13 protein-coding genes are annotated in these 13,623 nt (G+C 37.0%); 3 read left to right on the top strand and 10 right to left on the bottom strand.

Features of this window, described 5'->3' with window-relative positions:
• Position 1: 1 nt before the first annotated feature.
• From metF to V9G42_03480, 4 genes are all read right to left on the bottom strand, one after another.
• Positions 2–955: a methylenetetrahydrofolate reductase [NAD(P)H] gene (metF, locus tag V9G42_03495; protein ID MEI2758483.1), complete on the bottom strand. Its 954-nt coding sequence runs from the start codon at positions 953–955 to the stop codon at positions 2–4.
• Between the two features lie 79 nt (positions 956–1,034).
• Positions 1,035–4,322, bottom strand: coding sequence for a gliding motility-associated C-terminal domain-containing protein (locus V9G42_03490; GenBank protein ID MEI2758482.1), 3,288 nt, complete (start codon positions 4,320–4,322; stop codon positions 1,035–1,037).
• Between the two features lie 36 nt (positions 4,323–4,358).
• Positions 4,359–5,273, bottom strand: a complete 915-nt coding sequence (locus tag V9G42_03485) for a gliding motility-associated C-terminal domain-containing protein (GenBank protein MEI2758481.1) — start codon at positions 5,271–5,273, stop codon at positions 4,359–4,361.
• A 21-nt stretch (positions 5,274–5,294) separates the two neighbouring features.
• Positions 5,295–5,822, bottom strand: a complete 528-nt coding sequence (locus tag V9G42_03480) for a sigma-70 family RNA polymerase sigma factor (GenBank protein MEI2758480.1) — start codon at positions 5,820–5,822, stop codon at positions 5,295–5,297.
• A 181-nt stretch (positions 5,823–6,003) separates the two neighbouring features.
• Here V9G42_03480 and V9G42_03475 point away from each other — a divergent pair, with 181 nt between their 5' ends.
• Positions 6,004–7,161, top strand: coding sequence for a HAMP domain-containing sensor histidine kinase (locus V9G42_03475; protein MEI2758479.1), 1,158 nt, complete (start codon positions 6,004–6,006; stop codon positions 7,159–7,161).
• Between the two features lie 8 nt (positions 7,162–7,169).
• Here the strand turns inward: V9G42_03475 and V9G42_03470 are convergent, their stop codons facing one another.
• A complete protein-coding gene (locus V9G42_03470; protein ID MEI2758478.1) occupies positions 7,170–7,688 on the bottom strand; it encodes a DinB family protein in 519 nt (172 codons plus the stop codon).
• Positions 7,689–7,764: 76 nt separating this feature from the next.
• Here V9G42_03470 and V9G42_03465 point away from each other — a divergent pair, with 76 nt between their 5' ends.
• Positions 7,765–8,253, top strand: a complete 489-nt coding sequence (locus tag V9G42_03465; GenBank protein ID MEI2758477.1) for a DinB family protein — start codon at positions 7,765–7,767, stop codon at positions 8,251–8,253.
• Here the strand turns inward: V9G42_03465 and V9G42_03460 are convergent.
• The 5 genes from V9G42_03460 to V9G42_03440 are packed head-to-tail and all read right to left on the bottom strand — an operon-like array spanning position 8,234 to position 12,477.
• Positions 8,234–9,229, bottom strand: coding sequence for an NAD-dependent epimerase/dehydratase family protein (locus V9G42_03460; protein ID MEI2758476.1), 996 nt, complete (start codon positions 9,227–9,229; stop codon positions 8,234–8,236). The genes V9G42_03465 and V9G42_03460 overlap by 20 nt on opposite strands.
• Positions 9,230–9,231: 2 nt before the next feature.
• The gene (locus V9G42_03455; protein MEI2758475.1) at positions 9,232–9,651 is read right to left on the bottom strand and encodes a RidA family protein; all 420 of its coding nucleotides are present in this window, start codon (positions 9,649–9,651) and stop codon (positions 9,232–9,234) included.
• The gene (locus tag V9G42_03450; GenBank protein ID MEI2758474.1) at positions 9,648–11,267 is read right to left on the bottom strand and encodes an Ig-like domain-containing domain; all 1,620 of its coding nucleotides are present in this window, start codon (positions 11,265–11,267) and stop codon (positions 9,648–9,650) included. Before V9G42_03450 ends, V9G42_03455 begins: the two co-directional genes overlap by 4 nt.
• Complete coding sequence (locus V9G42_03445; GenBank protein ID MEI2758473.1) at positions 11,254–11,763, bottom strand: GAF domain-containing protein; 510 nt, start codon at positions 11,761–11,763, stop codon at positions 11,254–11,256. Before V9G42_03445 ends, V9G42_03450 begins: the two co-directional genes overlap by 14 nt.
• A 30-nt stretch (positions 11,764–11,793) precedes the next feature.
• Entirely contained in the window at positions 11,794–12,477 is a 684-nt protein-coding gene (locus tag V9G42_03440) for a ComF family protein (protein MEI2758472.1), read from the bottom strand.
• A gap of 206 nt (positions 12,478–12,683) precedes the next feature.
• Between V9G42_03440 and V9G42_03435 the strand changes: the two genes are divergently transcribed.
• The gene (locus V9G42_03435; protein ID MEI2758471.1) at positions 12,684–13,619 is read left to right on the top strand and encodes a hypothetical protein; all 936 of its coding nucleotides are present in this window, start codon (positions 12,684–12,686) and stop codon (positions 13,617–13,619) included.
• The last annotated feature ends 4 nt before the right edge of the window (positions 13,620–13,623 follow it).

The raw sequence follows: 13,623 nt of genomic DNA, 5'->3' as shown, positions 1-13,623 counted from the left end.
ATTAGAATAATTGTGATGCAATTTTTCTGATATTTTCCGGATTGCCCATTGTATAAAAATGAAGACAAGGAACGCCAAACTTAATGAGCTCTTTAGCTTGTGCCACAGCCCATTCTATACCAGCTTGTTTTACTGCATCATCACTTTTGCAATTTTCGATTTCCTGAATCAAATCATCCGGTATATCAATAAAAAAAGTTTTAGGCAAGATGGCAGTTTGCTTTTTTGTTGATATGGGCTTAAGTCCGGGTATTATAGGAACATTTATACCTGCATTGCGACATCTGTTTACAAAATCAAAATATTTCTGATTGTCATAAAACATTTGTGTAACTATATACTGTGCCCCTGCATCCACTTTTTTCTTCAGAAAAGAGATATCTGTATTCAGGTTTGGTGCTTCAAAATGTTTCTCAGGATAACCGGCCACACCGATACAAAATTTTGTCGGTTCCACCCCTTTTAGATCATCGTCTAAAAAAGTACCGGAATTCATACTCACTACTTGTTCAACCAAATCAAGAGCATAGGCATGTCCACCGGGTTCTGGTGTAAAATGCGATTCATGTTTTTCAGAATCACCTCTGAGTAAAAGAACATTATCTATTCCCAAAAAGCTGAGGTCAATTAATGCATTCTCGGTTTCTTCGCGGGTAAATCCTCCACATATAATATGGGGAACTGCATCCACCTTATAGTTATTCATAATGGCGGCACAAATACCAACTGTGCCCGGACGTTTTCTTATTGAAATTTTTTCGAGATAACCACCTTCTCGCTTTTTATATACAAACTCTTCGCGATGATAGGTAACATCTATAAAAGGAGGTTTAAATTCCATCAACGGATCTATTGCATTAAAAATAGATTGAATGCTTTTTCCTTTTAACGGAGGTAGAATTTCGATACTAAATAAGGTCTTGTCAGACTTTTTAAAATGATCGGTTACTTTCATAAAATTTATGCAACAGTATTAAAAAAACAGGAGCGTTCTTTTCAAGAACGCTCCTGCAAAATTATAAACTCTTGGCAACTTATCGAATAATATTAAACGATCCTTTTTTATCACCTGATTTGATACCATTATCATACTCCAGAATGAAGTAATAAACTCCTGCAGCCTGATTACCGCCATCCCAATCGTTGTTATATGGGTCGGCACTATAAACTTTCTTGCCCCAACGGTTGAAAACTGTGAGTTTACGTGTCTTGAAATCCATTAGGTTTTTAACTTCAAACACATCGTTCTTACCATCGTTATTTGGAGTAATAACGTTAAATATTTCAAGGTCGCATGGTGCTTCAATTACACGGATAACATCTGTGTTGCTGCAGCCATTAGAGTCAACAACAGTTACCTGATATTCACCAATAGCCGCTACAGTTACGTTAGCATTTGCAGATAAATTATTACCATCCAATGTCCAGTTGTAGCTTTGAATAAACACATTGTTTGTTAAGCTTAAAACCGGAGCAGGGTTTTGAGTTGCGCAGAAAAGTACGCTGTCTAACTTCTGTAATTCGTCATGAATTTCAGGAGTTGGTAATGCATTGATAGAAACAACTACGTTATCTGTATTGGTACATCCGCCTGCACTTGTAACTAAAACACTATAGGTACCTGCAGATGTTGCAGTAATGCTTGTATCGTTAGCACCTGCTATAATGTTATTGTTAAGCGACCACTGGTAGGTGTTACCGGCAGTGTTAACTGTTGCAAGGGTTGCCGGAGTAGCACCTGCACACTGCGTAACATTATTTCCAATATCAACAGTTGGTGTAGGGTTGATAGTTAACGTCATTGAAGCAGTAGCCGTACAAGTAAATCCATTTGATGTGTTCGTAATAGTAACACTATAATTTCCTGCACCGGTTGTAGCTGTATTTAATGTCTGATCATTACCACCAACAGGGTTGCTGTTTAATGTCCAGCTGAAAACAGCGTTAGCACCGGCAGAAGGTACATAACCCGGATTCAGAACAGGAAGTGTTACATTGTCGCATTGTGAAATATTAGATAACGAAGCCGTAGGCTGTTCAACTTCCGTCACAATAGCTGAGTCATTAGCTGTGCAAGATCCTGTTGAAATTGTTACTGCGTAAACGCCTGAGCCGGTAACCGGAACAGATGCTCCAGTTTGACCAGAAATAGGATTACCATTCAATGTCCAAGCATAATTTACACCGCTGTTTGCTGATGTTGATTGCAGTGTAACAGCATTACCGCTGCAATAAGAAAGATCATTTAAGGAAACACTTAGTTGTTGTACTTGTGAAATAGTAATTGTGTCACGTCCTAAACAAGTTGCACCTGTGCTAACTTCAACATAGTAAGTACCGGCAATTGTTGGTGTAAATTGTTGTGAAGTTGCACCAGCAATTAATGTATCGTTAAGAAACCATTGGTATGTAGCACCGGGATTACCGGCATCTAATGTTGGGAATGGATCACTTGCACAAAGTGTTAAGTCTGTACCCAGATTCACAGCAGGCGATGGAATAAGATTCACTACAACTGTATCGCTGCCGAAACATGATACTGATGACTGAACATTTACTATATATGTTCCACTTGTTGTTGGAGTTATGGTTTGTGATGTTAGTCCTGTAGAATTACCATTCAGCAACCAGTCAAAAGTTGCACCCGGGTGATTTCCTGCATTTAAAACAGGTGCAGGATCGCTGGCACAAACTGTAATATCCGGACCTAAACTCAATGTAATATTATTCCGAACCTGAATAGTTCCAAGAGTATCATCCTGTAATACCATGGTTCCGCAACCATTGGCTATAGTGTTTAAGTCACTACCGGTATTGACTATTAAGGTTAATGGTCCTGCGGCATTGGTTGTAGGAACTGTAGTAATCAGGAAGGAGGTGCCAAAGTGACCACCGTTAGTACCCAAGCAAGTTGCTCCTGTAATCGTAATTGGCGTTCCGTTGGCATCCACTAACGTAAAATCAGAACCGTCTGCACTAATAGTAAAGCAGTCAATCAGCTGATTACTTATAATAAATAAGGAATCGAAAGTACAATCCAATGTATCTGTTACATCAAAGGTATAGGGTACTGAATCATAAAGATTAATGGTTAACGTATCGAACTCATTCATTGGCGAGCCACACTCACTAAGGAAAGTGTTTCCATCATTACCTATTTTAGTAAATATATAAGATGTACCGGTTGGAATCGGGTTAAGCACCGTTACCATAACTGAATCTGTAAGACCGTTAACACAGTTAACGCCTACTGCTGAAGTTACAGGATTTGGAAGTCCACTTGGGTCAAGGAAACGAATATCAGAAGGAACGATAGAACCACACTGTACGGGTGGATTTACCTGAATATAAAAAGTTGTATCGTCACAGGTAACGTTATTGATACCATCAATTACAATATTTACACCACTTGCAACCTGTGCACTGTCGAAACCGGGAGTTACCACAGTACAAGTTGAAACGATGTTGATTTGTATTTCGCGTTTACCAATTGTTTTTAATAAACCTGTTACACGGTCGTATTCAAAACAACGAACTGCTATTACACCATTCTGCAATAAATTTGGCAAAAAGGCAACTACACCGGTCAACAAATCCATAGTTACACCATTGGCTGATGAAATTGGATATACTCCAGAATAGGGAGCATTGTATTGAAGATCGAATGCTGTCCAAGGACAAAAACCGCTAGCATCCTGCGCATTAATTAGGGTATAAGTAATAGAATCGTTATCAGGATCTGTAGCTCCCTGATCGAAATAGAACTGGTTATTTACACAAAATTGTGTTACAGGTATTGTATTAAAGTGTGGCGAACTGTTGGTGGGATAATCAAGATTATTCATCGTAGTTTCAAGATAGAAACCCATAGCCGCAGCATTATTTAATGTTGTGATATTACCATTACGGCAACAAGTTTCATATTGAAATTTCCAGTCTATACACTGGGCAGGCATTACCAGAACAGCCTGATAAAGATACTCTTCTATTCCATAAGCTGTACCGCCCTGACACGTTGTGGGACCTGCTGAAGGCACACATGGAGATGGAGGAATTTGTTGTCCTGAACCGGGAACTAAGTTTACGGTAATACTCTGACTGATATTACAACTTGCAGAGGTATAACATACGGTTTCTGATGAGGACATAGTTATACCTGCACAATCGCGGTATAGACGTAGTGTTATTAAAAACGTGTTAGGGGTACCTGTATAGGTGTAATAAATATCACCTGCAGCAAGGTGTGATGCCTTACTGCTGACAGGCACAAACATTGTTGCTACCAGCATCAATGCTGTTAATCTGGCTAAAAGTTTACTCATGATAATTTGATGTTTAGTTTTTATACTTTGTTAATTTTAATTTCTTCTTAATTGCAGCTTTATTGTGCTTTTATAATTTGTCTGATCCATTCCTTTTGCCTGAATCATCACTAAATAAATTCCTTCTTCGGCAGGATTTCCGTTTTGAAGATTACCATCCCAACGTCCACCATGTGTGTGCCACTCACTCACCAATTTATATCCCTTCAGGGAATAAATCTTAACTGACAATTCGCTCAAATTGCTGTCATCAAATTCAAACCAATCGCCTATGCCATCGCCATTTGGTGTAAAAACCATATTGCCAAGGCCGGGCAAAGGTAATATTTTACCTTCTGAACTAACTGATGTTTTGGCTTCGGGCTTCTTCATTTCTGTTTTCTTAACCTCAGTGTCTTTTATTGGCTCAGCAGTTGTATTGGTCTTGGGACTATATATAATTTGTTTATCTGTCTGTGGCTGCGGTATCATAGCTTCCTCTTTCGAAGACGGTAGCGCATTAATCTGAACAGATTTATTTTCTTCAACATTATTTGACTGATCAGCCTTAACAGGCTCAACTGTTGCTGGTTTTTTTGTTTTTAGCTCTTCTGAAGAATTTATTTTTTCTGTATTCGAGGCTTTTTCAGTATTTAGCTCCTCAATTTTTTGTTTTGCCGGTTCAACTGCTTTAGTGGTTTCGTTATTTATACGTGTTACGTTTTGTACAATACCCTCTTCATTCTTATTTGAAAAATACAACACCGCTGTAACTGCCGTTGCAACAGCAATAACTGCTCCTGTAATTTTGAGATATGCTGCCTGTTTTGCCAAAAATGAAACCTTAGATGGCGGAGCAGGATTTGCAGGCAGCGATTTTTCTATTCCTTGCCATAAAGAAGAATCAACAGGTGCTTCAAAGTTGCTGAACGCATCTTTAAATATCTGTTCTATGTTTTTAACTTCTTTCATTTTTAATCCTTATGCGGATATTTATTTTACTTTTTCTTCTGTCAGCATTTTCTGCAAAAATTGTCTTGCCCTGGCATACTGCGACTTTGAGGTTCCTTCTGTAATATTCAACTGCTGTGCAATTTCTTTGTGGTTAAAACCTTCTATAGCATAAAGGTTAAAAACCACTCTGTATCCATCAGGCAACTTTCTAATCATCTGAAGCAACTCCTTGGCTTCTAATTTATTTTCCTGAATCAGAAAATTGTCACTTGCATCTTCTTCATCATCCAGCGGTTGTGTAAGTAATTTTTTTTTTCTTATACTCTCTAACGCAGTGTTGATAAAGATTTTTTTAATCCAACCTTCAAAAGAACCCTCGCCTCTAAAGGCGTCAATCTGCTGAAACACTTTAATGAACCCTTCCTGCAACAAGTCTTTGGCCTCTTCATCATCTTTGGAATAACGGAGGCAAATTCCCATCATTCGTCCTGCCACAAGTTCATAAAGCTGACGTTGCGCCTTGCCTTGTCTGTCTTTACAACCTTGTATGATTTGTTCATTGAGCATTACTGCTATTATCTTTAAAGATGCAAAAGTAGGGGTAAGGGTTGCATCGGTTTTAATTTTTGTAAAAAGAATTACTGTTTTTTTGAAAGAAAAGAAGTATTATTGCACCTGTAATCCAATTAATTCATCCGAATATAGAAAGACTTTTACCTGAACTGTAAGTAAGATTTATTTTAAAGGGGTGAATATTTACACACAAAAACAACAATGGAAGCTTTTGCTTTTAGCCTCGGCTATACTCATAGGACTATTGTCTTTGTGGTACACCAATAATCTGGTAAAAAAGTTAAGCGAAGAAGAACGTAAAAAAGTTCAACTTTGGGCAGAAGCATCCAAGCAACTTGCCAATATTTCTGTAGAAGCCGGTGATATCAGTTTTTCTTTAATGGTTTTACAGGATAATAACACTGTGCCTGCTATTTTAACTGATGAAAACGGAAATGTTTTGTCGCACATTAATCTTGATACAGCAAAAGTCAATGACAATCAATATGTTCAGGAAATGCTCCTGCAAATGAAAAAAAGACATGAGCCTATTGAAATCTCTTTTGCCAACAATCAGAAAAACTATATTTATTACGAAGACTCCGGTTTGTTATATCAACTGCGTTACTACCCGTATTTTCAATTAGCAATAATTGCCTTGTTTTTATTGGTAAGCTACTTGGCATTCAGCACCTCACGCAAAGCAGAACAAAATCAGGTTTGGGTTGGTATGGCTAAAGAAACTGCACATCAGTTGGGGACACCCTTAAGCAGCCTTATGGCCTGGATTGAATATTTTAAGTCAACGGCACAAGATCAGAATCATGTGGCAGAGCTTGAAAAAGATGTTGCAAGGTTAAATACCATAACCGAACGTTTTTCAAAAATCGGGTCAGCACCGGTGCTTCGTAAAGAGGATGTTTATTCGGTTATTGAAAATGCTATTTCCTACATACGTTCACGTACATCAAGTAAGGTGATTTTTAGTCTAAACACTGCACAGCCACATCAGGTTCTTGCTCCTTTAAATATTCCTTTATTTGAGTGGGTGCTGGAAAATCTTATTAAAAATGCTGTGGATGCTATGGATGGAGAAGGAAAAATTGATGTTCTGATTACCGATCAGCTACAGTTTATATATATAGATATTTCTGATAGTGGCAAAGGTATTCCCAAATCAAAATTTAAAACTGTTTTTAAGCCCGGTTACACTTCTAAGACCCGTGGATGGGGATTAGGTCTTTCTTTGAGTAAAAGAATTGTTGAAGAGTATCACAACGGACACATTTTTGTAAAAAACTCTGAACCTCAAAAAGGAACAACGTTCCGTATTGTTCTAAAAAAACAGGTTTAGCCTGATGACTATTGATAATACCTTTCACGTATTATATTAAAATGATGACGTTGATGCACAATGCAGAAATAAAGCATGTGTCTTACAGAATAATTGGTTTGATTGGCTGTTCCTGTTTTATCAAAATCGGCCTCGTCAAGCGAATTAAATAATGCCAACGAAGCTTCACGTACAATTAGATATTCAATGCCTATGCTTTGCATTGACCTGGTTTTAAAATTTCCGTTTGTCACATATTCATTTTCATCAAAACCCGGCAACGAAGTTTTGTCGTTGCGTGCAAAACATAAAGCACGATAAGTTAAAATTCTTTCCGTATCACACAGATGACCTACAACTTCTTTCAACATCCATTTTCCGGGTGCATAACTAAACGTTTCCTTACTGATTGGAATTTGCTCCAGCATATTTTCCATTTCATCAGTCGCTGTTTTTAGTGTTAACAGCATGTCTTCTTCCGGAAGATATTTTAAGTAACCTCGATAATATTCCGAAAGTTGTTGCGGTGATGGTGGTTTGATAATCATAACTGATAATCTTTGGGAATAAAAATAATACTATTTCTGTTAATATTATATTTGATTCAAAATTATTTTAAAAATCATGAGTGAAAATTTATTGCTCCGATACGCCAATTATAACAAATGGGCTAACCAAAGAATTACCAATGCCATTGTGAGTGCAGGAGAAGCTGCTGCAGATATAGAAATGAAAAGCAGTTTCAGCACGGTGCGAAAAACAATTTATCATATCTATGATTCACAGCACACCTGGATAATGCGTATTCAAAACAAGCCCTATTCGTGGCCACCAAGTAAAGATTTTAAAGGCAACTTAATGGAGTTTTCAAAGCTTTTAACAGAAAGCTCTCAGGATTGGATAAACTATATTGATAATCTGAATAATCAGGATCTCAAAAAAATTATTTCCTATAAAAACACTAAGGGGATAGATCATCAAACACCATTGGAAGAAATTATCATGCATTGTTTTAATCACAGCACATACCATCGTGGTCAGTTAGTAACCATGCTTCGACAGGTTGGATTAAACTCTTTTGAGCCTATGGATTTTATTGCTTTTGTGCGATAAACAATTTACAAACCCGCTCTACAGTTTCCTCAACAGGAATAAAATGATAATCGAGTTTTCCAATTATTTTACTGTTATCGTAATTGTAAATCTGTTGTGACGTATAGGCAGTTTCATTGGTTATTAAAGATGGTTTACCGGTAAACACAGATTTAACCCATTCTAGTCGCCAGGCCAATTGAGAAAGAAATATTCCTGCTTTAATGGTTGGTGGATTTATATTCAGGCTCTTTGCCATTGTTTTAAATAACCATTCGTAAGTTTTATTTTCTGATGATATTATAAAACGCTCTCCGGATATTTTACTTTCAGTCAGACTTATCAAACTGCGACTAACGTCTTTCACATCAACAAAACCTGAAACACCTTGTGTATAAAATTTCAATCCTCTGTATATGGTGTTAAACAATGATGAGGAATCTGACCGCCAGTTACCGTCACCTAATATTACTGACGGATTAATGATGACTGCATCTAATCCTTCCGTTATGCCACGCCACACTTCTCTTTCTGCCGCATATTTACTTATTGCGTAAAAGCTATTTTTTTCATTTTGATTAAACCAGTCGTTTTCATTTATCATCTGCTGTGTGCCACGACCTAATGTTGCAACCGAGCTTACAAAACCCAACTTAATATTTGCTTTTTCCAAACAGGCATTGACCACGTTTGCTGTTCCTTCAGCATTTACTTTATACATTTCTTTCCGCTTTTGCGGATTAAAAGATACCATTGCTGCACAGTGAAACACATGAGTGCAATCCTGCAATGCATCTTCAATACTGAAAATATCCAGCACATCACCGAAAACAATTTGGATTTTATCGAAAAGATGAGGTGTTGACTTAAACTTTCTTTTGATTAATGCTGTGGAAGAAGTTTTTCGCATCAGTATCTTAACAGGTTTGCCCATTGAAATCAAATCAAAGGCAAGCTGTGAGCCAACCAAGCCGGAAGCACCTGTAATAAGATACATACTCAGATGGTTGCTATAACTTTCAACTCAATAGCTATTGGTGTTGGCAGACAATTTATCTCCACTGTTGTACGACATGGTGGATTATCTTTAAAATATTCTGCCCATAGTTTATTGTAAATAGGAAAATCATCTTTCATGTTTGTCAGAAAAACAGTTATATCAATTATCTTATCCCAACTGCTGCCCGAGTCTTCCAGTATATATCTTACATTTTTAAATACAGCATGACATTGTGCTGCTATATCATATTGCACAATATTTCCGGATACATCCTGCTCCACTCCGGGAATTTTTTTGCTGCCTTTTTCGCGAGGACCTACACCTGATAAAAACAATAAATTTCCTACACGCCTTGCATGTGGATAAAGTCCTACCGGTTCCGGTGCTTTCCCTGAATCTATTCGTTGTTGTTCTGTCATTGTTTTAATTCTTTAATACTCCAACTTATTTCAATATCCCAATTAGCTCGTAGTGTTAGTGTTTCTTTATAATAATAAACAAGCTCGGGCAATTGTTTTAAAAGATAATTTCCTGTTGTAAAAACTTTGTTACCATCGGCATCATTTATAATACGCACCTTACATTTTGCAGGAAGCATTTTTTCAAATAGGTAACTTCCATTACCACTAATATTTTTTTCGGAAATGACCATGTCTTTTTCGTCAACCAATTGAAGTATATAGTTTGATCCGGATAATCCATCTACTTTTATTTTTATGCTTCCATAATCGGTATATGAATTGGTATGAAAGTTTAGAAAAGCAGTATCATTCTTGTTGCCATAAATATCTGTTAAAGCCCCGGGCAGCAAAGATAATTTCCAGTTATTCTTTTCTGCAGTTGCTGCTTTAATGGTTATGGTAGTTGATGCAGAATCAGAAAAAGTCATTTCAAATGGTTGTGATGCAGTGCTGTCACGCATCAACATAGCTTTTTCTTTACTCACTGCTGCAACAGGAATAATTGTTTTAAATAACACATCATTTCCCGGATAAATATTTGTACCTGAAAGTAAACTAACAGTTTGTTTTATCTGACCTCTGAGAGACTTTACCGGTTTTGATATTGTCAATGTATCTGTCCAACTGTTCTCACTTAATAGTTTATAATGCAACGAATCGTTGATAGAATCTTTCAACCACACCACCAAAGTATCATTTGTTTTACTACGGTCTATTAATTTGATGTTATCTGACATTTGAACAGGCTCAATATTTAAAACTCCAACAGGTTTGTTCATCAAAACACTAAATGCATAAGCGTTAATTGTTTTTGATTCTTTAACAAAAATCTTCTTATCGACTTCTTTAAACATCCTTAAGTTTACCGGTGTTGAGTCGCCCCCAATTACAGGTGTTTTATCAAAGGCAATCCATTCATCAGACTGATTGTATTTATAATTATTGTCTGCATCCTTGAGTGCGAAGATTTTATATGGGCCGTGAGCGATATTTTTTATTGAAAAATTACCACTTTCATCTGTTCTGGTAAAATAAGCTGGCATGTTGTTATAGGGTAGCGAGTCATCTTCTGAGGTGTAAAGCATAACAAGAATTCCTTTTTCGCTTTTTAGATTCTCTGCAAACACAACATTTCCTCTAACAAAAAGTGTATCTACATAGGTACCTGTAGAAAAAACATATCTGAATCCTGCTAATGGATTTGACTCATGCAAGTCGGCAACGGCATTGCCGAAGTTGATTGTATAAGTAGTATTGTCTTTCAATTTTTTCTTAAAGGTTATAGTCAGCTTTTTGCCTTTAACCTCAAAAGTTGGTGCAGGTTCGATAATAGGAGATATTACCAACTGCTTGTCTTTGTCAAGCAACTGAATGTACTCATCAAAAGTAAAGACCACTTTTTCACTGCTAAAATTCACTGTTTGCTCTGGAGGAACTACCTCTTTTAACTTTGGAGCTGTTTCATCTTTTTTACCACCTGTAGGTGCAACAACAGAAGCACATGCCCCTAATAAAAGAAGTACAGCAGACCATAAAAACGTATTTTTTAAAGAAATTTTTTTATTCAGCGGCATAGGAAAATGTTTCTGAATAAAGTGAGCTTATTTTTTCAAGGTAATATTTATCTGTTTCATCAAAATGATTCAATTGTTCACTGTCAACGTCTATTACAGCAACAACATCATCTTGCTGCAGAACAGGAACTACTATTTCAGACCGACTGTGTGAACTACATACAATATGTCCTTCAAATTTATCTACATCAGGCACTACAATAGTTTTCTTCTGTTGCCATGCTGTACCGCAAACTCCTTTTCCTAGTTCAATACGTGTACAGGCAACAGGCCCCTGAAAAGGGCCTAATACCAACTGTTGTTTTCCTTTATGCTGTTTCACAAAATAAATCCCTATCCAAAAAAAATCAAAAACCTGCTTGAGCATGGCACATAAATTAGCTGCATTGGCAACAGCATCAATCTCTCCCTTAATCAATGCTTCTGCCTGAGGTAAAAGCTGTGCATACTTTTCTTGCTTGCTTAGTGCACTATCAATAACTATGGACTCCGACATTCTTAAAACTTCTGTGCAAATATCAGAAATTCAACGATGAGGTGCAGCAACAGAAGCCATGGATATTTTACAACCGCTAATTCCTGAAAATGCTTCTGCACATGAAATGATGGTTGAGCCTGTAGAGATTACATCGTCAACTAACAAAACATGTTTGCCTTCATAAGGTTTTATATCGTCAAGCTCAAATACACTTTCTGTATTTTCAAACCTTTCATAGCGGGCTTTATGTGTTTGCGATTGTGTATATTTTTTTCGTTTTAAGGATTCTGTATGAACCTCTTTCTGCCAATATTCAGCCATACCAAGAGCAATCATCTCACTTTGATTGAAGCCTCTTTGCAAAAATTTTCCGGGGTGAAGCGGGACAGGAATAATAATATCTGCATCCCTGAATGCTGAAGCCTGAAACAATTCTATGGCCATTTGCTTGCCTAACATCAAGCCTATTTCTTTGCATCCATTGTATTTGAGCTGATGTAATAGTCGCTGTAGGACCTGACCTTTCTGAAAAAAATAAACTGCTGTGACAGCTACAAAATCCGTCTTACCCCAGAAATTTTTTGCAATGGGATTTTCAGGGTCATTATGATACTGTGTTTTATGAAGCCCATACAAACATTGCAGGCAAACATACTTTTCACCTCTCAAAAAGCTTTGTCCACAGCCCGGACAATTGTCAGGAAAAAACAACTTAAAGAAATCTTTTATCACAATTGGCGGTTTTAAAGCAAGTAGTAAATATAGGCTTATTTTTTAAAAAATGTAAGGTCAGCCTTATAAAAATCCGAAATTTGATGCCTTGTACAGAAACTCCAAAATGCCATTTTACGTAGAAACAGACAATATTTCATAATATTTTCTTGCTTATAAAAACTAATTACATTATTTTGCACCGTTTAAAAACCCATTTCAGATAAATGGAAGATTCCGTGAATGAAAATATCAAAGCCGATAACCGTGAGCAAAACTCACGCAGAGCACTCGTATTTATAGTTATTACCATTTTATTGGGTGTAAACGGATTGTTACTGTATCAGTTTTTTGATAAAAAGAGTCATTTAGAAGAGGTTACCCGGACACTCGACAATACTTCTGCAGAACGCGATGCCTTGTCAGCAGAGTTGCAACAGGTTAAAGCCGAATTTGAAAAAATAAACCAGGAAAACTCCAGCTTGCAGGCACAGTTACTAAGTAAGGATGAAGAGATTAAGAGCAAAATGGCTCAAATCAGAAGAATGATTGAGTCTGGTGATGCGGCACAATTGAAGTCTGCACGCGAAGAATTAGAACGATTGAGATTAATGAATCAGGTATATGTTGCACAATTAGACTCCATGCGAAATGCCAATGTTGCATTAGCTTCACAAAATGAGTCGCTTAATGACATGATTACGGTAGAGAAAAATAAATCTACTGCTTTAGCACTTGAAAATTCAACGCTCACAAAAAGAGTTGCTGCTGCATCAGTACTCAGAACAACTTCCATTAAAGCATCCGGTGTAAAATATAAAAGCAGTGGTAAGGAGTTAGAAACCAACAAAGCATCATCGGCACAAAAAATAAAGACCTGTTTTACAATTCTTGAAAATACTGTTGCTACATCAGGGTCTAAAGATATTTACATCAGAATACTTAGCCCGGATGGTGTGGTGATGACCAACAACACAGAAACTTTCAACATTGCCGGTCAATCTTCGCTTTATTCACTAAAAGAATCTTTTGACTACGAAAATCGCGAAATGAATATGTGTGTTTACTGGGAAAAAGGAACTGCTTTCACCCCCGGAAAATATACTGTTGAAGCTTATTGCGAAGGCAGCCTGATTGCTGCTACTCCTGTTGTTTTGAAATAATTTT

The organism is Bacteroidia bacterium, assembly GCA_037045145.1.
In the GTDB taxonomy this organism is placed as follows: Bacteria; Bacteroidota; Bacteroidia; order AKYH767-A; family OLB10; genus OLB10.
The sequence above is the reverse complement of the archived record's forward strand: the minus strand, read 5'-3'. Positions and strand labels throughout refer to the sequence as shown.